This window comes from Paraburkholderia sp. AV2, from assembly GCF_054968425.1.
In genome coordinates, this window is sequence record NZ_JBANLK010000012.1 from 107129 (window position 1) to 130084 (window position 22956).

Below are 22956 nucleotides of genomic sequence, written 5' to 3' on the forward strand. Positions count from 1 at the left end.
CCCCGATAACCGCGGAGTTTGGAAAGCGAACTTCGCATCCGCAAACCCGCCTTCGCGCTCCCGCCTCACACGAGCATGACTTCCCGATGACAATGCGCAAACGTCGGCGCATCAGGAGGCCGACCTTTGCTGAAAGGAGCGTGCCGTGCCGTTCTGGTCCGACATTCGCAATGCGTTGCCCTTCCTCGGCACCGATCCCGCCGTCCCGCCCAACCCGCCGCAGGCGCAACCGAACCAGGCACAGCCGAACGTTCCGCTGCCGGACACCCGCGAGGTCGGCGGGGCGCTCGCGGGCCTGAAAGCGCTGAAGAGTCATTTTCCGGGCACGGGCGCGCCCGGGCCGGGTGCGCCGATGCCGCAGACGTCACCGTTCAACACCGACCTGACGGGCGGCGGCGCGGGTGTCAGCGCCACGCCGTTCCGCGCGCAGACGACCGTGCGCGCGTCGCGTCCCGCGCCGCAAATCGCGCCGCGCCCGGACCAGATCCGCACGCCGAAAGCCAACGCGAGCATGCCGATCGGCGTGGCGTCGCAACACCCGGCCAACGTGAAGACCTCGGTCGGCGAAAACGACCGGACCGCATCGCTCGCGTCGCTCGAACTGCGCCACGATGCGCCGTTCGATCGTCATCTCGCGCGCAGTTTTCCGCCTCCGGCCAATGCGGCGCAGGCGCAACTGCAGCAGCACGGCGCCGATCGCGGTGCGCTGATGCAGGAAATCCGCAACGCGATTCCGCAGCAGGCGCGCGGCGAGCCGCCCCTCGCGAAAGCGCGCTATCTCGGCCACGCGCTGGCCGAAGCGACGGGCGGCGACGTGCAGCGCGCCCGCGACGCGTTGCAGGTACTGAGCGGGCAGATCGCCCATCCGAACGCGCAGCAGGAGCGCGACGCGTTTGCGACCCGCTGCGTCATGGCGCGTTCCCATGCGAGCTTTCGCGCGCTGCGCGACGTCGAAGCCGCGCCGCCGATCAATCAGGGCGGTCCGGTGCTCGCCGGCCCGACGCAACGCGACACGAGAATCCACGAAGAAGCGGACTGGCAAACCTGGCGTGCGGCCGGCCAACTGCTCACCGCCTGGCCGGCAGGCCAGAACGCGCCGCCGGCGCCGCGCAACCTCGACGAACTGGCACGGGCCGCGAATGCGATGTTGCCGGCCGCGGAGCGCGACGCGCATCTGGCGCCGCCCCAGGCCGCCGATCCGGCGGCGCTGAGCGCCGCGCTGGCGGACCATTCGCAGGCCGCCAAGGCGCTGCTGTGCAGCCGCGCGCTCCTGACCGACGTGAACGCGCAGCCGCCGGTCCATCTGCGCAGCGCGTACCTCGCGCATCGCAACGGCATCGCCGAAGCCGATCTCGGCCAGGTGCAAAGCCGGATGTATGCGTTCGTGAAGTATGCGCAGCGCAACGCGACATCGGCGCGTACCGGCTCCTGGCTCCAGCGCACCGCGCAGCGTTTCAAGGACGGCATCAAGCATCCGTTCGGTTTTGACAAGAATCCGGCCGCCGCGCTGGAAGCGGGCACCGCGGGCGGCTTGATGGATCACCCGGAAGAGGACTTCAGCACGCTGCACTCGATCGACGTCGTCGTCGATCATCTGAACCAGGCGGTCGTGGCCGGGCCGCAGACCCAGCCGGGCAATCCGCCCGACGCGCAGACGATGGACGCGGCCGTGCGCGCGGCCGCGCTGCGGCAATGGAAGAACTCGATCGGCGCGAAGGGGTGGCTGCGCGACGACATGAAGCTCGGCTACTTCCAGCGCGACCAGATTGCGAGCGACGTCGCCGACGCGCTGCATACCGACAAGGCGACGGTGCGCAACAGTCCGGCGTTCCGCAACCTGCCGCTGATGAACGCGCAGACGCTGCGCAACTGGGCGCAGGGCGCGAACATCGACATGAATACGCGTCCCGACCCGACCCGGCCGGCCGGTCCCGGCAACCGCACGCTCGGCAACAATCTCGACCGGATGCAGACGATCCGCCAGGATCCGGTCGAGCGGCCGGCGACGCCGGAGGGCAACATCGATTCGGTCTGCCATCTGATCGAAAACATTCCGCGCACGTGGAGCGTGCAGATGTCGAGCGGCGGCGTCTACGGGCTCGATGCGAATATTTCGGAGAACTTCGCGAAGGCGCTGGGCCTCGTCGGCGCGCCGAGCGCGTCGGTCGCGCCGGACGTGCGCTACCTGAAGGGCCGGCATGCGGTGCTCGAGGTCGGCTCGACGTCGCACCACGGCGAAATGTTCATCGGCACCGACAACCGCAAGTCCGCGCACCTGGGCGTATCGGGCTTCATCGGCTGGTCGCTGGCGGGCGGCAAGGTGATGGCGAGCTTCGCGCCAGAGCTGCTTGGCGGACGCGACACCAGCAATCCGCGCGGCGTCGTGCTCCGCGCGCCTTATACGCAGGCGGCCAATCCGGGCAATCCGGACGCCTGGCGCGGCAAGCTGACCGAAGCGGTGCGCACGATCGGCACCTCGGGCCCGGGCGGACAGCTCTCGCGCAACAAGGACGAAATGTGGAACGGGATGGCGCAGCAGTTCTTCGCCGACCCGGACCTGTCGATCGGTTGGGTCGACAACACGTCGCGCACGAACTACGCCGCCGCAACCGCGACGGCCGGCGTGCGCTATGTGACGCCCGCGAACGTGAAGTTCGGACCGCTGATTACCGGCGAGCTGATCGGCAACACGACGAAGGCGCACGCGACCGACGAGAGCGGCAGGCGCACCGTCGACAAGTCGAGCACCAGCCATCGCGTCGCGTTGAACGGCAGCGCGACGCTCGTCGCGAGTCCCACGCCGGTACCCGTGTCGGGGCCGGGGCCGTTCAACTCGCTGTCGTTTTCGAGCGTGCCGCTGATCGGCTTCGGCACGACGATCCTGCAAAGCGGCAAGGGTTCGACGCTGCGCCTCTACGAGGAAGACGGCGAGATCGTGCCGGACCGCACCTATCGCGACACCGAGTTCACGCGCGTCGGCGATTACCTGCAGTACGTCGACAGCCGCAACGACGCTTGGGCCGCATCGATGGCGGGCGACCAGAACGCGCTCAACCTGTACCAGACCAAGGTCAAGCTGAACGCGACGCGCGGCAACCAGTTCCACGGCGAGCGGCAGCGGATGGTGCCCGAGGCCGCGGCCGAGATCAACGCGTTCCGCGGCGCGATACGGATGTACGAGCAGCGCGCCGAGAGCGGCGGCGCGCTCAGCGCGGCCGACCAGCAGGAAATGCTGCGGATTCGCGGCGAGATCGCGCGCGTGCTCGAAGCGCCCGGCAGCTGGACGAACCAGGTGCTGTACAGCTACGAATCGAACTCGGCGCAGCGCACGCACGGCGTCTCATACGTGCTCGCCGCCCAGTCGGTGCGCCAGGTCAGCGCGCAGCGCGAGCTGAGCGCGCTGCCGGCGCGGGCGTGACCGGATGCGGCGGCAAAGCGGCCCTCGGGCCGCGTACGGCCCGCGTCGCGTCACGGGTCGAGTCGTTCGAGCAGCGCAAACGGAATGCTTTCCGCGAAGATTTCCCGGTCGCCGGTCGCGCTCGTCTGCGCGTTCATCTGCAGCAGGAAGTTGAAGCCCGGCGCCCGCGTGACCGTCGTGCGCTCCTTCACTTTCAGCTCGATCGGCATCCATGAATCCGGTTCGTTCAGGATTCCGTCAACCTTGCGATCGATTTGCGCGCGCGCTTCGGCGCTCCCCTGTTTCGGCAACTGCGCACCGAGCGCGGCGAGCACGTCGAGCTGCTTCGCCGCGTCGCGCTTGAGCCGGTAGCGGTGGAAGTAGGTCTGGTTCGGCCGCCGGTTCGCCTTCACGTCGGCGAGGTGCGCGTCGAGCCGTTCCGCCGCGATCTCGCGCGGCGGCCGCAGTGCCGGTTCCGGCAGGCCGTTCAGGCGCGCCTGCTGACGCTCCGCGCGCTGTTCGTCCTCGGTCTGCGCCGCGAACAGCGCGATCCACTGCTCGCGGCTCGCATCGATCGCACGCGTGTAGGTCTCGGCGCTCGAATACTCGGTGTCGAACAGACACGCGCGATGCGCGAGCGTGCCGTTCTCGCGCACGAGCTGCACCTTCGCGAGCCGGCTGTCGTCGTTGAACGTCAGCGTCGCGGACGGCGCGTCGAGCGAGATGAAGCCCACGCCGACCTCCCCGGCGTTCCCGGTGGCGCTCACCGTGCCGCCCATTTTGCCGAGCAGCCGCGAGCCGCCGCCGACGCGATGCTGCTCGATCTGCATCCGGCCGCTCGTTTCGTTCGAATCGAGCGTCTGCTTCGCGGTACGTTCGTAGCCGATGCCGGCGCCGACACCCACCCGCACCGGCGAGGCCGCATTCGGAATCTTCACCGACACGCCCACGTCCGCCGAGCCGCCGCGCTTCACCGTGCGCGACACGGTGTCGGTCCAGCTCACCGACACGTCCGGGTCGTCGAAATAGCGCTCCGCGAGCCGGTTCCAGGTGCCGCGCGCGCCGTCGGTGTCGCTGCGCCGCGCGTGGGTCGCTTCGTCGAACACGTGGTCGACCACGTCGCCGAGCTTGGCGCGCATTGCGTTGTCGTCGTACCCGGTGCCGTTCGGATTGACGCGGCGCGCCACGCGCAGCGACACGCCGCTCGGCTCCTGCAGTTCCTGGGAATGCAGCACGGCCTGGGTCGTCACGCCGGCACGCAACTGCGTCAGGCCGACGTCCGCGTCGTAGCCGACCAGCACGCCGACGCCCGCATGCTGCACCGAGGTCTTCGCGGTGCCGACGAACATCTCGACCCCCTGGGTGCTGCGGCTCAGCTCGATCACGCCTTCGCGCGACTTCGACGCCCGCACATCGAGACGCGGCGCGACGGGCACCGCGCCCGCATGCAGCAGCTTGCCGATATTGGCCGACAGGCCGCGCGTGCTGATGCCGAGGCGGCCGCCGTCGGTGAGCCGCAGACGCGAGCTCGACTGCAGGTTGCGCGTGACGTCCTTGAGCGTTGCGCGCACGTCGTCGGCGTTGGTGATGTCGGCGGGCGTCGAGGTCGACGTATCGGGGCGCGCGGCACGCTTCAGCGCATCGAGGTCGCCCCAGAACGGTGAATCGGCCGGTACCCTGGCGACCTTGCCCCACGACGCGAGCCGTTCCATGTCGAACGGGCGCTTCGCGACCGGCTTGAACGCGGGGTCGCGTGCGAGTGCGTGCGGATCGGCGGCGGCCCAGCCCGCGGTGGTGCGGCGCATCCGCTCCAGCGTCGCGGGCGAACCGACGTCGCGCGGCTGCAGGTCGGCGCACATCCGCTCCGCGCGTTGCGCGATCGCATGCAGTTGCTGCGCGTCCGGATGGCCGTTCGCGAAGCCGCCGCTCTCCAGCCAGACGTGCAGCGCGGCGAGTTCGGCGATCGAGCGCTCGGGCCGCGCGTGCGAGAGCGCCGCGGCGGGGCGCATCTCGGGCCGCTCGACGAGCGGCGGCAGCGTGTCCTGCATCGCCTGCTGCAGCGCCTGGCGTTCGGCGCCGACCGTCTTGCGCGGCACGCCCTGGGTGCCGTACGCGAGCGCGCGCTGCGGCGCCACGTGCTTGCCGAACACGCGCGGCAGGAAGCTTTTCCAGCGGCTCTCGGTGCCGCGGTCGATGGTCTTCGCGGAAAACTTGTTCAGACGTTCGCGGGCCTTCGAGAGGTCGCTGCCCCGGCCGTCTTCGCGGAAGTTTTGCCGCCATGCGAAGAACACGCCTTTCTGGTCGTCGCTCATCCGCGTGCGGCCCTGGGTCGTCAGCGTCAGCGCGGCGTCGTAGGCCTGCCATGCGAACGGCGCGTCGCGCGGCCCGGTGCCGACCGCGGGCGCGTGCCGCGCGGCGGTCATGCCCGGCGCAGGATCGCGCGCGAGCGGATGCGCGGCAGGGTCGACATCCGGTTCGAGCGCATCGGCGGCCTGCAGCATCATCCGCTGCGCGAGCCGCGTCGACGGATCGGCGGCGGGCGGCGTGTTGCCGACCGTGCTGCGCAGATGCTCCAGCGCCTCGAAGCCCGCGTCGGTGCGCGACAGCGTGCGCGCGGCGAGCCACGCGCGCGCTTCGGCGGGCGATGCCGAACGCGCGTGGTCCATGCGGGTGAAGTCGAGTCTCGCCAGCGTGTCGAGCGTTTGCGCCGCTTCGTGCGCATCGCCGACCTGGGCGCCGTGCAGCGCATGCGCGAGCAGCGCGCCGCGCGTGGTCGGCGGCGAACCGGCCGGCGCGCCTTGCATCGCGAGGCCATTCGCGAGCTCGCCGGCCGCGAGCGGATCGTTCTGCGGCCCGGGCATCCGGCGCGCGACGTAGGCGAGCAGGGCGGCGCCGCCGTCCATCGCGTCGAGCGGCAGGTCCTGCAGGTTGTCTGGGGGAACGGCGGCATCCGGTCTTGCCGGAGCGGGGGCGTTCGTTGCCGGCGCCTGCGAGCGCGCAGTCTTCGCGAGGGCCGCGCGGGCTTCGCGCTCGCTTTTTTGCAGCGGCGTCGCCGCCGCGTTCGACGGTGCGGCCGGGCGTACCGGATAGCGTGTGCCGTTCGCGGTGTAGTCGGCGGGCGCGAGCGGCTTGCCGTGCTGGGTCCGTTGCGATACCGCGGTGCTGACGTCGAATTTCGCGTGCCGCAGGCGCTGGCCCGTGCGCGCCATTGCGTGCGTGAGCCGGCCGAGCGGCGATTCGTCGCGCGGCAGGTGCGAAGGCGTCGGAGCGCCCTGCGGCGCGGGCGCCGCGAGATTCGCGTTGCCCGTGGCGGCCGCGCCGGTGCCGGTCGCCGGCTGGTTTTCCGGGGGCGGTTGAGGCGCGGGCAGCGGGCCGGTGACGTTGGACATCGTGCGGGTTGCGGAACGGACGATGCAACCCACGGTAAAGCGCGAGTGTGACGCCCCCAGGCTGCACGCGAACCGCAGTCAGCGAATGCGAAGCGCGCCGCTTGCGGCCGATGTCTCCAGCGCTTCGAGGTCGACCGTGATGCGCAGCTCGATGCGCGTCGCGCGGTAGTGCCGTGCCTGTTCCCGCGCGCGCTCCAGCACCGCGCGAACCGCGCCCGCGGATTCGCCCGCGGCGCGCCGCAGCGCGGCGTCGATGCGCTGCAGTTCGGGGCCGTGCCAGTGCTCGCCGAGACGTGCGCCCTGTTCGACGGCCGCGCGCAGTGCCGCGCCGAGCGTGGCGATCAGCTCCGCGTCGTCGAGCGGCACGCGCGGCAGCAGCGTCGCGACGATCGCGACGTCGAGCAGCACGACGCGGCCGCGGCCGATCCGCTTGGCCGCGCCGCCGAGCAGCCGCCGCGCCGCGTCGGTGTCGCCGCGGCGCGCATCGAGCCAGAGCTGGACGTCGAGGCCCGCGCGCAGCCAGCGCGGCAGGCCCGCGAGCCGCGCGCAGGTGACGAGCGAGGCCGCGCACGATTCGGCGAGCGCGACGTCGTCGTCCAGCATCGCGAGCGCGCAGGCCAGCGTGAGCGCGATGCTGTCCGCGAGCGGTTCGCTTTCGTCGCCGGACGCGCACAGCATGTCGCGCAGCGGCGCGGACGCCTGCGGCTTGCCGGTGAACCAGTGCACGGCGGCAAGAATCGCCTCCGCGACGAGATGCAGCGACAGACCGAAACCGGTCGCCATCGTATTCGCCTCGCGGATCGTGTCGCGATCGTAGACGGGTTCGCTGGGCGGTTCGGCGCCGACCGTGCGCACGGCCCACGCGCCGTGGTGTTCGACGACGGGCGTCAGCAGCCGGATCGCGTCGTCGAGTTTGCCGTGGTATGCCTTCACGATGCCTTCGAGACGCCGCGCGGTCAGGTCGGCCGCCGGCAGTTGCGCGGTCGCCGCGATCTCGCTGAACGCGGCGCACAACGGCAGGCAACGCTCGACGTGGCCCGCGTCGAGCGCGCTCATGATCAGGCAGAACAGCGCGCGCAGCCGATGCGGCGTGTCCGCGCAGATGGTCGCGAGCTGATAGGCGTGCTCCCAGCTCGCGACGATCTCGTCGGACGCGCTGTGCCTGAGCATCAGCGCACGCGCGAGCACGGTGCGCAGCCGCATCTCGTCGCGGATATGGCGCATCGGCACGGTGTCGGCGCGTGCCAGCGCCGCGCGAATCCAGCCGATGTATTCGTCGAGCAGCGAGAGCGCGACCCAGAGCGGAGCGGAGTGATCGAGCATCGCCGCGCATAGCTCGACCTTGTCCGCCGCGATCGACCATTCGAGCGCGGCACGCAGCGCGTCGATCTCGTCGCGCGCCTGGGCTCGCATGCGCGGCGCGGGCTGGCCGGTGCCGCCGTGCGCCGAGGCTTGCGCGAGCCGTTCGAGCTCGCGCGCGACGTAGTGCGCGTGATGCGCGGCGGCCGCGTCGCTTTCGCTGTGACGATCGAGTTCGACGAGCGCGTAGCGGCGCACCGCGTGCGGCAGGCGCAGGCGCGCGGCGCCTCTTCCTCCGTCGTCGCCTGCTGCATTGACGAGGCCCGCGGCGACGAGCGCATCCAGGTGCCTGCGGCCGGTGTCGCGTTGCGCGGCGTCCTGCCAGCCTTGAGGCGCGGCGAACGCTTCGAGCAGGTCGAGTGCCGCATCGCACGAGAATGCGCCGGCGAACACGCCGAGCCGCCGGAGCGCGACGCGCACCGGTTCGTCCAGCGCGCCGCCGCACAGCTCGATCACGGTCTGCGCGATGGCCGAGCGCGGCAGCGTCACGCGGCGTGCGCCGGTACGGCGCGTCACGTGGGTATCGAGCGCGTCCGCGCAGGCGGCGATGGCCGCGTCGAGGCTCGCACCCGCGACGATGCCCGTCGCGATCGACGCGGCGGCGAGTTCGAGCGCCAGCGGCACGCCCTCGACGCGCCGGCAGATCCGCGCCGCCGCGTGGAACGCCGTGGGCGCCAGCGTGACCGTATCGAGCGGCCGCGTGTCGTGCCCCGCATCGCGCAGCGCGTGCGCGAGCCGCGCGCAGAGCAGATGCAGCGCGTCGTCGACGAAGGCCGAAAGCTTGCCGTCGTCCGCGTCGGCCGGCACGCGCAGTGGCGCGATCGCGACCGGCAGTTCGCCCGTGATAAGGAGCGGCGTGCCGCAGGTGACGATCACGTGCAGCCCGGAGGTGTTCGCGATCAGCGCGTCGAGCGCCTGGCCGGCCGCGTCGGCGAGATGGTCGCAATGATCGACGATCACCAGCATGCGCCGCTCGCCGAGGTGCGCGGCGAGCGCCGCGGATTCGCCCGAGCAGGTGTCCGGATCGATGCCGACTGCCGCGCCGATTGCGTTCGCGATGCGCTCCGGCTGGCTCAGCGACGCCAGTTCCGCACAGAACGTGCCGTCCGGAAAGTGCGACGCCAGCCGCGCGGCGGCCTCGGTTGCGAGCCGCGTCTTGCCGATGCCGGGCGCGCCGGTCAGCGTGACGATGCGGCGCGTCGGCACGATCGCGAGCAGTTCGGACAGCTCGGCATGGCGGCCGATGAACGGCAATGTCGAGAGCGGGCCGCGCGCGGCCGCGAGCGTTGCGTCGCGGCTTGCATCGGCGCACGTTGTCGACGGGCCCGCGGACGCCGCCGCGACGCCCGGGCGCGGCGTCTCCACGGCGGAGACGGAAGCCGGGCCGTCGTCGCGATGCGATCCGTGCGCTGCGCCGGCGCTTGCGTCCGGCGTGTCGACGATGCGGATGTCGCCCGCGATCCGGTAGCCGCGCGCGGGCACCGTCACGATCAGGTCGCGTTCCTCGCCTAGCGCGCGGCGGATCGCGGAGATCTGCGCCTGCACCGTGTTCGCGTCGACGGGCGCGCCGTGCCACACGAGGTCCCGCAACTGCGCGGCGGAGACGACGCGGCCGCGCGCGTCGAGCAGCGCGACGAGAACGGCGAACGGCCGCGCGGCCAGCTCGATCACGGTACCGTCGGAAATCAGCAGCTTTGCTTCACGCGCAAGCCAGAAACGCGAAAAGGCGATCACCTGCCCAATGGGTCGCGGTAACGACATCGGGAAAGTCTCCGGCTTCGAAATGGTCGGGCGGTCCGGCGGCGATGGGCCCGCCGGTCGGGGCGCACGCTCGGCGCGCGCCCATAATCTTCATACCGATGCATTATCTCGCGAAGCGCGAGCAAATGTTTCCGGCTTGCACATTTATTCAGACCCCGCCGGCAGGGCTTGAAAAGAACGCGGGTGCGAGCCGCCCGCCGCGCGGCCGTCCATGCGGGATTTGCAAGCTTTTCGCTAAAACAGACAGAGGTTCGTGCGCCCGCTCGGCAAACAAAGCCGGTTCAGTACACTCAGCGCAGTTGGCAAACTGCTTGGAGTTCGTCAACGTCCTTTTGCGACCTTGGAGGAATTTTTATGGGTATGGCACAAGAAGCAAGCATGATGCAGCAAATGATGTCCGAAATGCAGGAAAGCCAAATGATGGCAGAAGCATTTCAGACACAGGAAGGCATCATGAATATGGAAAACGCATCGGTGAACGCTAAAGCGCAATTTTCCAATAGCCTCGCCGATTCGCTGAAATCCGCAGCAAAGTAAACAGGCGTTTTCTATTTTTCTCTATTTGCTGCTTACGGCCTCATCGATGCCTGGCGTGGGGCCGTTCTAACGACCCCGGACGGCGCCAGACCGGCTTCCCGCAGCCGGTACGGTGACGGTGTTGCGTTTGTTGCTGCAAAGCATGCAAGCTGTGTCGCACTTCGAGGAGAGCGTATGCCTGACATCGAATCCAGCAACGTGCGCGTCGATCACGGCGCGGATTCCGGCTCGGCCTCGCCTGCGGAGAACCTCCCGCGCGAACCGCAGGCCACGGCCACTTCGGGCGCGGCGGGCGAGACGATGAACGGGCTGATGACGTTGCGCAGACAGCGTCCCGCAGCCGGGCAGGCGGCGACGTTCGTGCCCGACGGCGGCACGCCGCAAAAGCCCGAAGGCAAGCTGTCGAGAATGCGCCAGGCCCTGGAGGGCAACGCCGCGCAGGCGCTTCCCCAACTGATGCAAACGTCGCTGGACATGCAGCGCAACAGGATGCAGATCCTGCAGCAGACTTCCGCGCAGATGGGGCAGCTCACCGATTCGCTGGCGGAAGGCATCGAGAAGGCCGCGCGGTAGCGCACCGGCGCGAGCGGAACGATGCAGGACGCCCGGATGCCGTTCAAGCCGCTCGACCGCATGGAGACGGAACGTCTGCTGCTGAGGCCGCTGGCTCCTGAGGATTGCCAGGCATTGTTCGAGCAGATGCTAGGCGACCCGGAGACCATGCAGGATCTCGCGCTCCAGCGCCACGCCGACGCCTGGATGACCCACGACTACATCACGGAGTCGATGCTCGGCTGGCGGTTCGGCACGCGCTTTCGCTACGGCCTGTTCGGCAAGGACGACGGCGCGTTGTCCGCGATCATCGAACTGACGCCGCGCCTGCCGCAGATCGAACTGGGCGTCGTGATCAGCCGCAGCGGCGGCAACCGGCGCCGGCGCGACGGCATCGTCGCGCTGCGGCAACTGCTCGCCTGGCTGATCGCGCAACCCGGCATCTATCGCGTCTTCGCGTGCTGCGCAGTCGACGGGCGCGCGTACAGCGCGATGGAGCGCCTGGGCTTCACGCGCGAGGGCGTCATGGTCAACTACGAAGCGCGGCCGAACCGCGGTCTCGTCGCGGCCGACAGCTACCTGTATGCCATGACGCGAAGCGTCGCCTCTCCCGCATCGATCGACGAAGCCGCCGCCTGCGAGGCGCACGCGTAGCCCTAACTGGCCGGCCGGCGCGGATCTGCGCTCGCGCCGGGGAAGCCGCTACACGGTGCGATAGCTCGCAAACCACCAGCGTCCGTTCGGATCGCTGAAGAATTCCATCCCGCTCGCACGGCCTGCCAGCCACTTCGACATCTGCTGCGCGGTGGGGAAGTTCTTGACCACTTCGAAGCGCGTTCCGTCGAACAGCGCCCGCTCCTCGATCAGATCGCCCCGTTCGTCAACGCGCCGCGCGCCCGGGTGCGCATACGGAAGCTGATCGGCGAACACGACGCGCGACCCCGGCGCGAGCCGCGCATGCAACGCGTCGATGAACTCGCCGATGCGCGTGCGCGGCATGTGCGACCACCAGAACATGCCGAACGCGCCGTTGAAGTGCGCCGGCACGCCGTCGAGACGATACGCGTCGGCGCGCGCGAACGACACCCGATCGTGCCTCGCGAGACGGGCCTGCGCGAGCATCAGCGACGTCGCGTCGAAATCCACCGCGAGTACCGAGCGCGCGGTCCGGGCGGCGACGCGGGTCCAGTAGCCGGTGCCGCACGCGATCTCCAGCACGTCGAGCCCCTGCATTGCGTCGGCAAGATGCGACTTGAGCGGCGCGAGTCCCGCCTCGACCGGCGCCTTGCCGTAGCCCACCGATGCGTCGTATTCGCGGGCGCGGGCAGCGTAGTAAAGGGCGTGCTGTTCCTCGCTGATCATGAAGTCCCCTCGTGATGGGCGTTCCCGGAGCCGGGCCGGTTGGCCGCCGGATGCGGCGATCCGATGGCAGGCATCGGGCGTGGCGGGGCAAATGCGGACGGCTCCCGCGCGATCCGGCGTTCGATGAACGCGAGCAGCGCCGCACGTTCATCGGACACTGCGCCTTCGACGAGCCGCGCAGCTGCCGCGAGCGGCAGCCAGCGTTCGTAGGCGGCGCGGCCGCGCCCATTCGCGTCTGCCGCGAAGTAGCGCCGCAGGTACGCGTCGTGCACCGCGCGCCGCATGCCGGCCTGCGCGGATGCGATCCGCGCCGCGCCCGCCATCGGCGCGAACAGCAGGCGCACCGACGTCTTCGCGACGTCGCATGGCGCGCTGCCCCGTTCCGCCAGATTCCAGTCGATCACCGTCGCCATTCCGTTTGTGTCCTGCAGCACGTTGAACGGATGAAAATCGCCGTGACACAGGCTCTGCGCGTCGTCATCGAGTTCTTCCAGCTCGCGCAGCAGCGCGATCCGGCGTTCATCGGCCAACCCGTCCGCGGCCCGGATCGCGAGCCGCAGACGTTGCTGCTGCCCGGGCACTGCGTCGAGCGACGGATGAGCGCGCACATCGATGCGATGGATGCCGAGATGCAACTGCGCGAGGCGCTCGCCGATCCGGACCGGCGCCGGGCGGTCGTCGCCGAGCCCCGCGGCTGCCCGCGTCAGCGGTTCGCCTTCGGCACGCGCATAGACGATGCCGGCTCGCGCGCCGACGTCGATCGTGGGGCCGACCGCGGGCACGCGAAACGGCGCGCAATCGTCGATCGCCGCATGAACCGCCCGCGCGATTCGCGATTCGGCGTCCGCGCAGGCGCGCGGCAACCCGGCAAGAAAGAGCTTCAGGACCCAGCCCGGCTGCCAGTCGAACACGTCGGCGGTGCGGCCGGTTCCGAGCGGCGGCGTGCCGGGCGCGACGATAGGCGGGCTCATGCGCGCAGCCAGAAGTATTCGCCCGAGGCGATACCCTCGAACATCTCGTCCGGCGACTCGATGATGTTGCGTCTCCAGTACCGGCCGTGCTCGGCGTAATGCGACAGCAGATCGGCCAGCAACTCGCCGCCAAGCTCCTCGTCGAACGGCAGGCGCAGCACCAGCACGATGCCGCCCGTGTCGGTGTCGAGACCGAGCTGCGCCTGGTCCTGCGCGTAGACGAGCAGGTTGGCTTCGAGCATCAGCCGGAACACGACGAGCGTACGGCCGGCCGTCACGGTGCCGTAGTGGAAGTTCGCGTACATCGCGTCGAGGTCGCGATCGAAGTAGTCGAGCCGGACGTCGAAGCCTTCGACCTCGATGCAGCGCGTTTCGAGAACGTGGTCGACGTCGGGCAGTCCCACGACCTGGCAGAATTCGGTCATGACCTGCGTGTAGCGTTCGGTGCTCACCCCGCGCTCCGCTCAGCGTGCCGGCCGGCGCGCGTTCAGCGCGGCACCGGCTGATCCGCGTCCTGCAGATGGCCGACTACCCGCGATGCGGCCATGAAGCCGCGATAGAGCCTCGACAGGTTGTCGCGGTCCAGTTCGCTGTTGCCCTGCGCCTCGCCGATGCGGCGAGCGGTGGTTTCGAGCGCGTCGCGGATCGCGTCGATGCTCGCGCTGCCCTGTTGCACGAGCGTGTCGCGCAGGTTGTCGAACTCGGGGGCATACGCTTCGATCGCTTCGTACATGGGGTTCTCCAGAGACGAGGGGGGAATGTGCGGATTCGCGCCGCCGGCAGGACGTCTGCCGCGGTCAGCCTGCCGGCAGATCGCGGCGGGCCGGCAGGCTGCCCGGATCGGGCGGCGAAGGAAAGGCGACGCCGCGCGCGGCCGGCGCCTGCGCCGCTTGCGCCGACGATGCCGGTGCAGCCTGCGCGGTGGCATTCGCATCGCCGCCCGCCGTTGCATTCGCGGTAGCGGGTGCGGAGCCGGCATCGGCCGTGGCGGCCGAAGCCGGCGCATCGACCGCGAAGATGTGCTTCACGCCGTCGGGCGTTTCGGCATAGCGCACGTCGTCGGACGACACCATTTCCGAGTACGACGCCGCCGGCGTGTCCGGCGCCGGACCCGACGACTGCTCGGCCTGGATCACGAGCGCCTTCACGTTCGAATCGAAGTCCGCGCGCACGCGCGCGACCGCGGCTTCCAGCTGATGCATGTCGGCCACGTTGCCGGTGATCACGAACTGGCCGTTGCCGCCGTACGCGACATGCGCGCCGGGAATGCCGAGCGAATCCTGGATGCTGCGCACGTCGTCCTGCGCGACGTCGTAGCGGCGTTCGATGCCATCGGGCGACACGCGGTCGAGCAGCGCGCGCACCGCGGTGTCGTCATTGGTGGTCGGGACCATGCCGGTGATCACGACCGCGTTGCCGAGCGCCTGCGCGTGCAGTCCGGCCACGTGCGATGCCGCGAGGGCCTGCGTCACGCGCAGCGTACGGTCGTCCGCGCTGGCCGGAAACGCGGCGCGGCTCAATTGCGTCATGCCGAGCAACGCGCCCGCCACGATCACCCCGCCGAGCACCACGCAGGCCGCCACCGCGGTGAGCTGGCGCCGCCGCCGCTGCTGCCGCTGGTACGACGCGAGCTGCGATTTCACGGGGCTCGCCAGCAGCGTGGACAACAGATCGACATCCGACGGCCACGCGACGTCTTCCGGGCCGATGCACAGCACCGTTTCGCCGAACTGCATCGGCACGAAATCGACGAGCAGCACGTCGCCGGCCTCCTCGTCGCCCGGCAGTTCGCGCGAGATGCGGATGACGTCCGCCGGGTCGGCTTCGAGCACCGCGTCGGGGCCTTGCCAGTCGGTGAGACGGATGTCGGCATCGTCGTCGGCGCCGATGCGATGCGAACCCGGTGTCAGCTCTAGCGATGCGCCCGCGTGAATTCCGGTCAGTACTCGGAGAATCTTCATCGCAGTTCCTGTCGTGGTCCGCACCAGGATAGCGGCTTCGCCCCGCGCAGTCGCGAGGCAACGCGAAGCCCGCGCATTGCACGCGAAGCTGCCCGCGCGAAGCAGCCGTTACGCGGGTTCGCCGGGGCCGTTGCGCGCGGGCGTTGCAGCGTCGGCGGCGGCCTGATGTGGCGCCGCCGACGCCGGTTCGCGTCCGGCCCGGTCGAGGTTGAACGCCCGCATTCCGTCGAGTCGGGCGAGCGCGGCATCGAGCCACGCGGGCGGGCGCGGATGGTTGCCGTTCAGCGAAATCAGCGGCGCAAGGAAGCGCGCATCGCGCAGCCGCTCGTGCCAGTCGCGCGCGGCGCCGGCATCGCTGCCCGCGGCCGTGACTACCTGGCGCGGCGAGCGAGCGGCGGCGTGCGGCGCCGGTTCCGGCATCGTCGCGGCGGGGCATGCCGCCCGTCGTGCCGCCGCCTGCTCCGCGAACATCGCGATGCCGCCCGACACCTGCGAGCCGAAGCGCTTTTGCAGTTGCAGCCACGCGATGTTGAGATCGATCGCCCGGTCGTCGAACGCCATCTCCGGGCGATCGCGCAGTTCGTCCAGCAGGTCGAGCACGTCGTTGGCCCATGCCGCGGCGAACAGGTCCGGATGCGATGCCTGGCCGCCGCCCGCTTCGGCATGCGCCGCGGCCGCACCGAGCTTGCCCGCGATCGGCGCCACCTTGCCGCCACGGTCCCGTGCGGCCGCGTCGAGCGGTTGCGCCGGGCGCCCGTCGTGGCCGCTGCCGCCGTTACCGCTGTCGCGGCCGCTTCCCTGGCCGCTGCCGCCCGGGCCGCCGGCATCCCCGCCATGCCCCCCGCCATGACCGCTCCCCCCGCCGGGGTGGCCGTCCTGCCGCCGGCCGGCCCTGTACCGGTCCGCCGGAGCGAGAACCTTCACGTTCAGCCGCTTCGGGTTGCCGCCGCTCCGGCCGCCGCCGCTGCCGTTGCCGCTGTTGCCGTGCCTTCCGCCCTGGCCGTCCCGCCGGCGCGTCACGCGATCCGCGCTTTCGTGCGGCAGCGCCGCTTCGCCGTCCGCGCCTTCATGCGCACCACCGCGGACGCGGTCCGTGCGCTTCGACAGCATCGCGCGCAGCCGCGCGAGCTGCTGCAGGCGCCGCAGATTCATCGACCGCATCATCCGCGCGTGCGGCGAGTTGCTGCCGTACGCGAAGCTCGTGCCGTGGTGCAGCGTCGCATGCCGCAGGCGCTCCTGCACGCGGTGCGCCTGCTGCTCCTCGGCCTGGCGCAGGATCTCGGCCGCCTGGTTGTTCGACTCGACCCTCGTCATCGGTCTGCTCCTGACGTTGCGGGTTCGCGGCAGCGGCTGCCGCGCTATTGCGGCAGCACCGCGCGCATCATCCCGTTCGCGAAGTGCAGCACGGCGGCGCACGACAGCGGCGCGACGATCACGATCGTGACCGTGACGGCAATCAGCTTGACCGCATGCGAGATGGACTGGTCCTGCATCGACGTGATCGCCTGCAGGAACGACACGCCGAGCCCCACCAGCGCGGCGACGATCACGACCGGCAGCGACACGGTCAGGCACAGCAGCATGCCCTGCGAGGTGAACTGGATAAGCGTGTCCAACGGCATGGGGCGGCCTTCAGCGGTAAGTCATCACGAGCCCGTGGATCAGCGTGGACCAGCCGTCCATCACCACGAACAGCAGCAGCTTGAACGGGATCGCGACGTTGGTCGGCGTGATCTGGTTCAGCCCCATCGCCAGCAGCACGTTGGCGATGATCAGGTCGACCACGATGAACGCGACGTAAAGCATGAAGCCGATCTTGAACGCCTCGGTGAGCTCGGTCAGCGTGAACGCCGGCGCGAGCACGATCAGATCGTCTTCCTTCAGCATCTGCGCCTGTTCCTTCGGCCAGACCATGTTCGCCGAGCGCAGGAAGAAGCGCTTCTCGCGTTCCTGCGCGTGTTTTTCCAGGAACGAGCGGAACGGTTCGCGCACCGCGTCGAACAGTTGCAGCATTGCCTGCGACGACTGCGGCGCGATCGGCTGATTCTCCAGCGCCTTCGACGCGGCGAGGCCGACCGGCGCCATCACGTAGACCGACACGAGAATCGCGATGCCGTTGAGGACCATGTTCGGCGGCACCTGCTGCACGCCGAGCGCGTTGCGCAGCAGGCCGAGCACCACGACGATCTTCGCGTACGACGTCACGACCATCGCGACGAACGGCACGAGGCTGATGGCGACGATCGCGAGCAGCAGCCCGGTGATGTCGCTAAACTGAACCATCGTCCATCCCTGGCGCCGCTCCGCTGTTGTGAGCCATGCGGACGATGCGCACGCCGAGATGTTCGCCTACCGTGACGAGCTCGCCATAGCCGATCGTGTTGCCGTGCGCGACGAGACGCAGCAGCGCGTCGCTGAACGGCACCGGGAATTCGATCACGTAGCCCGGGCCGAGCGCGGACAGCTGCGAGAGCGGCATGGCAAGCGTGTCGATCTCGAACTGGACGGGCAGCTCCAGCTCGCCGACGCGGATCAGGTCGTCGTCCCGGGCGATGGACATTCCGGCGTCGGCCAGGGCCGAGTCCAGATGGTCTGACATGTAGGGCTCCTTGATGATGACGGGCGAGGTCCCGTCGAATTCCACGGTCGCGCACAGTCGCACCAGACCGGGCGTGCCCCATGCCGCGACCGCGCGCGGCGCGGCATGGCCCGACGGCGAACCGGCTGCGTCGCGGTTTGCGTCGCGGTCCGCGGCGTGCGTCGCGAGCCGCCGCGCGTCGAAAGCGGGGAACAGCGCGCGCAGCAGCACGTCGCCGGGTTGCAGCCGCGCGAGCGTGTCGATCGACAGCGGCTTCACTCCGAGCACGATGCGGCCCGGCACCGGCAGCGTGCCGAAGCGCGGCTCGACCGCGGCCTGCCTGACGAGCGCATCGACACACCGGACCGCGCTTTCCGGCAACGACACGAGGTGCTCATAGCGCACCCGCGGCGCGCCTTCGGCCGGCTCCGTACCCGGCAGCGAGAACGCGAGATGCACGAAGGGTCCGCGGTGCTGTTGCGCGAGCCGTCCGCGCGCGATGGCGGCGAGGTGCAGGTCCTCGAACCGCAGCTTGCCGAGCTGGACGAACAGCGGCTCGACCAGCAGTGCCGCGACGGCGAGCGTCAGCGCCGGTTGCCGGACTGGCGGCGCGGAGGCGGCGCGACCGGCGTCGGCGGGGCCGAGCGCGATGCGCAGCAGCGGGTACTGGTCGAGGTCGATCTCGATCGCCGCGCGGGCCGTTTCGGCCGGCGCATCCGGCGTGCGGAACGTTACCGTGAGCACCGCGGGGTCCGCCGCCGCCGGCGCGCTGGCGGTCACGCGGGCGGCGGTATCGCGCACGGCCACGCTCGCGAGTTCGACGCCGGCCTGCGCCGCGCAGCGCGCGAAGCGCACGTCGCAGACGGTCTGCGTGAGCCGCAGCGTATCCAGATCGACAGCCGGCAGCACCGGCCGCGCGACCGCCGCCGTGCCGTTCGCGTTGCCGTCCGCCGCAACCAGTCGCATGGTTTGGCTCGATGCCGGCTGGGTTGCCACCGGTTCGTCGCGGAGTTCAGGAAGGGAAGCGACCATCGGGTCAGCCCGTCACCAGACCGTCAATTGAATGTCGCGGGACTCACCCCACGCGCGAAGTGTTGCATCGAGCTCTCGTTCCAGCATCGAGCTATGGTCCAAGAGTAGCTGCTTTATCTCGGGGTCTGGAGCGTCGAACCGAAGCTGCATGACGAAACGCGAAAGCGTCAGATACAGCGTGGTATGCGGGAAACGCTGCTCGTCGAGCGGCATCTGCACGTCCCAGTTGCCGCCGTTCGCGATCGCCGCGTCGCTGCAGAACGCGGCGATTTCGCGCGACAGCGTGCCGACGAGATCGAGCACGCGCTGCTGCCGCGCGAACACCGACGACACCACGGGCATTGCCGCATGCGCGACGCGCGAACCGAGTGCGCTGGCCGCCGCCGTATCGCGAGGCGGCACGGATTCGGCCTGGGCGAGCGGGGCCTCGCGGCTTGCGATGTCGTCGGCGGCGCGGGCTTCGTCCTGCTGGCGGTCCGGCATCGGCTGCGGTGTTTGCGGGGCCGCGCGCGGCGGCGCTTGCGTGATGCGGGCAACCGGGCGATGCGGCGCGCCGCGGGTGCGCAGCAGCTTCGCGTAGTCGAAGCCGCCCGGCGTGCTGTTCGCGCCGGCCCAGCCGTCGTCCAGCTCGCTGCCGCTGGCGTCGCGCACGCGGCGCGAAGAGATCGACGTCATGACGCGCGTCAGAAGCCGACGCGGCCGAGCGGCATCAGCTCGACGTGCTCGCCCAGCTCCTGGTACGAGTAGACGCCAAGCCAGCCGATGCGCGCCTCGATCATGCGGCGCACGTAGCGGCGGATGTCCATCGACGTGACCAGCGCGACTCCGCTGCGCGGCGTCGGGCCGACGAACGCTTCGATGCGCTCGGTCAGCGCGGCGACTTCCTCGGGCGGCAGCGCGAGGAAGTTGCCGGTGGGCGTCTGCTTGATCGACTGCCGGATGTGCTGCTCGACCTGCAGATCGAACAGCACCGCGGACAGCGTGCCGCTTCCCTGCGTGGCCCGGTGCGCGAGGAAGCGCGACAGGTCGCCGCGCACGTATTCGGTCAGCATCAGCGTGTCCTTTTCCTTCGGACCCCATACCATCAGGCTTTCCATGATGGTGCGCACGTTGCGGATCGACACGTTTTCCTCCAGCAGCCGCCGCAGTACGTCGGCGATGCGCTGCAGCGGCAGTCCTTTCTGCACTTCGGCGACGAGTCCGGGATAGTCGGCCGCGAGCTGGTCGAGAATCCATTGCACTTCCTGAATGCCGAGAAAGAGCGGCGCATGCCGGCGCAGGATGCTCACCGACGCACGCGCGATGATCTGCTCCGCATGCCAGACCGCGGCCTTCGAGGGCGCCTGCCGCTCGTCGATCCAGTGCGTCGCGCCGCCGTCGGCTTCGATCGGCTCGCGCGTCTCGCTGCCCGCGAGCAGCGCGTCGTGCGCGGACGTGTCCGCTGCCGGGTTTGCCGCCGGGTTTGCCGCGTCAATCGCGGCCGTCTCGCCGTTGCCGGGCAGCGCCGGCGCCGCGGGCGCGGCGGCGGGCACCAGCACCTTGCCGGGCGGCAGCTCGATGCGCCGCTGCGGCACGTCGTGAATCAGGATCTCGCAGGTGTGCGCGGGCAGCGACTCGTGCGTCCACATCACGATGCCGGGGAAGGGCAGCCCGAGCTCCTCCTGCAACTGCGTGCGCTCCGCATCGAACGACCGGTCGAGCGACGGCATCGCGAGCCGCGCGACGAGATCCGGCGCGACGCGCACGCCGAGCGCACAGGTGAACTGCGGCGCACGCGAGAGGATCGGCGGCACGTCGGCCTTCGAACCCGAGCGCTGCATCGCCTTCAGCGGTTCGCCGTCGGCGCCGGGTTCCTGCGGCGACTTGCGGTTGAGCCGGTACGCGGTGAACGCGAGCAGCGCCGAGATCAGCAGGAACAGCGGCGCGGGAAAACCGGGCACGGCCGCGAACGCGAGCAGCAGCACCGCGGCGACGTACAGCGCGCGGGTGCTGGAACTGAGCTGGCGGCCGATTTCGTCGCCCAGCGAGATCGCCTTGCGGCGTTCGTCGGTGACGCGCGTGATCATGACGCCCGCCGCGACCGACAGCAGCAGCGACGGAATCTGCGACACCATCGCATCGCCAACCGATAGCACTGCGAAGCGGCTCGCCGCCTCCGACGCGCTCATGCCGTGATACGCGACGCCGACCGCAATGCCGGCCACGATGTTGATCATCGTGATGATGAGGCCCGCGATCGCGTCGCCTTTCACGAACTTCATCGCGCCGTCCATGCCGCCGTTCAGCTGACTCTCGATCGCGAGCGTCGCGCGCTTCATGCGCGCCTGCTCGCCGGTCAGCAGGTTCGCGCGCAGATCGGCGTCGATGCTCATCTGCTTGCCGGGCATCGCGTCGAGCGTGAAGCGCGCACCCACTTCGGCCACGCGCTCCGAGCCCTTCGCGATCACGATGAACTGCACGGTCGTGATGATCGCGAACACCACCAGCCCGACGACGAGGTTGCCGCCCACCACGAGCTCGCCGAAGCTGTCGATGATGTGGCCGGCTTCCGCGTGCAGCAGGATCGACTTGGTGGACGCAATGTTCAGCGACAGCCGGTACAGCGTGGTGAACAGCAGCAGCGCGGGGAACGACGACAGCGACAGCACCGTCGGCACGTACAGCGTGATCATCAGCAGCGTCACGCTGATCGAGATGTTGACCGCGAGCAGGATGTCGATGATGAGCGGCGGCAGCGGCAGGATCATCAGCGAGATGATCGCCACGATCATCGCGGCAATGCCGATTTCGCCACCGGCGGGCAGTTTCAGGGCTTTCAGCATGGCGTGTCCGTCGTGTTGCTGGTGCGGGAGGAGGGCATCGCGCCGTCGCGCTTCGCGCCGATCGCGTTGACCCAGCGCAGGATCGCGGCGACCGTCTCGAACAGTTCCTCGGGAATCGGCTGTTCGAGCCCGACCCGGTACAGCGCGCGGGCCACGGGCGGATTGCCGATGATCGGCACGCCCGCGTCGCGCGCTTCGCCGCGCAGCGCGGCCGCCTGTTCGTCCATGCCCTTTGCGATCACCCGCGGCAGCGGATGCTCGTCGGGCGCGTAGCGGATCGCGACCGCGTAATGCATAGGATTCACGAGCATCACGTTGGCGAGCCCGACCCGCGTCGGCGCCGGCCCGCTCACGTATTCGCGCGCGAGGCGCTTGCGTTCGCGCTTGATGCGCGGATCGCCTTCGCGCTGCTTGTGCTCGCGCTTCACTTCGTCCTTGGTCATCATCAGCTTCTTGACGAACATCGCGGACTGCAGCTTCACGTCGGCGGCGCCCGTCAGCACGAAGATCGCAGTGGCGACCGCGATCAGGCGCAGCAGCACGTCCCACATCATCTGCGTGAGGCCGGCGAGCGGCTGGTACAGCGAGCCGACGATCAGCGGGAACAACGCCTTGACGGTCACGAACATCACGATCGCCACCAGCGTGACCTTCACGAGCATCTTCGCGATCTCGACGACGGTGCGCAGCGAGAAGATCCGCTTGATGCCGGTCATCGGATGAACCGCCATCAGGTTCGGCGAGACCGGCTTCATCGCGATCTTGACGCCGACCTGCGCCGCCTGCGCGACGAGCGCCGCCAGTGCGGCCGCGCAGACGCACGGCAGTATCGCGGACAGGGCCACGCCGCCCAGCTTCATCACCTGCGCGTGGATATTGGTATCCGAATGATCGCCGTTGACGAACTGCATTGGGATCGCGATGACCTCCTTGAGCACGCCCTCCAGATGGCTCGCGCCCGCCGCGAGCAGCAGCAGGACGGCAGCCATTGCGACCGCCGAGGTCAGATCGGCGCTGTGCGCGACCTGGCCGTCCTTGCGAGCGTCCTTGAGCTTCTTGGGGGTGGGCTTTTCGGTCTTGTCGTCGGACTGGCTCATCGATCGTCTCGTCTCTGCCCAGGCTGGGCTACGCACGAAAGTAGCAGCCGGGCCGCGCGGCGGCGAGCCGCGAGGCGAAGCGCGGATGCGCGTTGCGAAGCGCCCGGGCCGCTTCGGCTGCGCTGCGTTCGCTTCGCA

General features: G+C 69.9%; 18 protein-coding genes. 4 read left to right on the top strand and 14 right to left on the bottom strand.

From position 1 onward, the window contains the following. Positions 1-145 precede the first annotated feature (145 nt). The gene (locus V8683_RS11680) at positions 146-3418 is read left to right on the top strand and encodes a hypothetical protein (RefSeq protein WP_411191618.1); all 3273 of its coding nucleotides are present in this window, start codon (positions 146-148) and stop codon (positions 3416-3418) included. Between the two features lie 50 nt (positions 3419-3468). On the opposite strand, the gene V8683_RS11685 is transcribed toward V8683_RS11680, so the two are convergent. Both V8683_RS11685 and V8683_RS11690 read right to left on the bottom strand, forming a co-directional pair. Further along, positions 3469-6786 carry an autotransporter gene (locus V8683_RS11685; protein ID WP_411191617.1) on the bottom strand — a complete coding sequence of 1106 codons (3318 nt, stop codon included), beginning with the start codon at positions 6784-6786 and terminating at the stop codon, positions 3469-3471. Between the two features lie 78 nt (positions 6787-6864). Further along, positions 6865-9906 carry an ATP-binding protein gene (locus tag V8683_RS11690; protein ID WP_411191616.1) on the bottom strand — a complete coding sequence of 1014 codons (3042 nt, stop codon included), beginning with the start codon at positions 9904-9906 and terminating at the stop codon, positions 6865-6867. Positions 9907-10266: 360 nt separating this feature from the next. On the opposite strand from V8683_RS11690, the gene V8683_RS11695 reads away from it, so the two are divergent. The 3 genes from V8683_RS11695 (at position 10267) to V8683_RS11705 (ending at position 11649) form a co-directional block, all read left to right on the top strand. Then, positions 10267-10443, top strand: a complete 177-nt coding sequence (locus V8683_RS11695) for a hypothetical protein (protein WP_411191615.1) — start codon at positions 10267-10269, stop codon at positions 10441-10443. 174 nt (positions 10444-10617) lie between these two features. After that, entirely contained in the window at positions 10618-11016 is a 399-nt protein-coding gene (locus V8683_RS11700) for a hypothetical protein (RefSeq protein WP_411191614.1), read from the top strand. 21 nt (positions 11017-11037) lie between these two features. Continuing rightward, positions 11038-11649 carry a GNAT family N-acetyltransferase gene (locus V8683_RS11705; RefSeq protein ID WP_411191613.1) on the top strand — a complete coding sequence of 204 codons (612 nt, stop codon included), beginning with the start codon at positions 11038-11040 and terminating at the stop codon, positions 11647-11649. A 48-nt stretch (positions 11650-11697) separates the two neighbouring features. Here V8683_RS11705 and V8683_RS11710 read toward each other — a convergent pair whose 3' ends face one another. The 12 genes from V8683_RS11710 to sctU form a co-directional block, all read right to left on the bottom strand. Continuing rightward, the gene (locus tag V8683_RS11710) at positions 11698-12357 is read right to left on the bottom strand and encodes a class I SAM-dependent methyltransferase (RefSeq protein WP_411191612.1); all 660 of its coding nucleotides are present in this window, start codon (positions 12355-12357) and stop codon (positions 11698-11700) included. Then, a complete protein-coding gene (locus V8683_RS11715) occupies positions 12354-13328 on the bottom strand; it encodes a phosphotransferase family protein (RefSeq protein WP_411191611.1) in 975 nt (324 codons plus the stop codon). The genes V8683_RS11710 and V8683_RS11715 overlap by 4 nt, the downstream gene beginning before the upstream one ends. Continuing rightward, positions 13325-13780 (bottom strand): CesT family type III secretion system chaperone, encoded by a 456-nt coding sequence (locus V8683_RS11720; protein WP_411191610.1) that lies wholly within the window; start codon positions 13778-13780, stop codon positions 13325-13327. The genes V8683_RS11715 and V8683_RS11720 overlap by 4 nt, the downstream gene beginning before the upstream one ends. Positions 13781-13815: 35 nt before the next feature. After that, complete coding sequence (locus tag V8683_RS11725; protein ID WP_411191609.1) at positions 13816-14061, bottom strand: type III secretion protein; 246 nt, start codon at positions 14059-14061, stop codon at positions 13816-13818. A 64-nt stretch (positions 14062-14125) separates the two neighbouring features. Next, on the bottom strand, positions 14126-15289 hold the full coding sequence (locus tag V8683_RS11730; RefSeq protein ID WP_411191608.1) for a secretion protein: 1164 nt from the start codon (positions 15287-15289) through the stop codon (positions 14126-14128). A 108-nt stretch (positions 15290-15397) separates the two neighbouring features. Continuing rightward, entirely contained in the window at positions 15398-16603 is a 1206-nt protein-coding gene (locus tag V8683_RS11735) for a hypothetical protein (RefSeq protein ID WP_411191607.1), read from the bottom strand. 44 nt (positions 16604-16647) lie between these two features. Next, positions 16648-16911: a type III secretion system export apparatus subunit SctS gene (gene sctS / locus V8683_RS11740; RefSeq protein WP_411191606.1), complete on the bottom strand. Its 264-nt coding sequence runs from the start codon at positions 16909-16911 to the stop codon at positions 16648-16650. 10 nt (positions 16912-16921) lie between these two features. Further along, positions 16922-17572 carry a type III secretion system export apparatus subunit SctR gene (gene sctR, locus V8683_RS11745; RefSeq protein ID WP_411191605.1) on the bottom strand — a complete coding sequence of 217 codons (651 nt, stop codon included), beginning with the start codon at positions 17570-17572 and terminating at the stop codon, positions 16922-16924. Next, complete coding sequence (gene sctQ, locus V8683_RS11750; RefSeq protein WP_411191604.1) at positions 17559-18833, bottom strand: type III secretion system cytoplasmic ring protein SctQ; 1275 nt, start codon at positions 18831-18833, stop codon at positions 17559-17561. The genes sctR and sctQ overlap by 14 nt, the downstream gene beginning before the upstream one ends. Before the next feature lie 78 nt (positions 18834-18911). After that, positions 18912-19574: a type III secretion system protein SctP gene (gene sctP, locus V8683_RS11755; RefSeq protein ID WP_411191603.1), complete on the bottom strand. Its 663-nt coding sequence runs from the start codon at positions 19572-19574 to the stop codon at positions 18912-18914. Positions 19575-19582: 8 nt separating this feature from the next. Continuing rightward, the gene (gene sctV / locus V8683_RS11760; protein ID WP_411191602.1) at positions 19583-21721 is read right to left on the bottom strand and encodes a type III secretion system export apparatus subunit SctV; all 2139 of its coding nucleotides are present in this window, start codon (positions 21719-21721) and stop codon (positions 19583-19585) included. Continuing rightward, the gene (sctU, locus tag V8683_RS11765) at positions 21715-22818 is read right to left on the bottom strand and encodes a type III secretion system export apparatus subunit SctU (protein ID WP_411191601.1); all 1104 of its coding nucleotides are present in this window, start codon (positions 22816-22818) and stop codon (positions 21715-21717) included. Before sctU ends, sctV begins: the two co-directional genes overlap by 7 nt. Positions 22819-22956 lie beyond the last annotated feature (138 nt).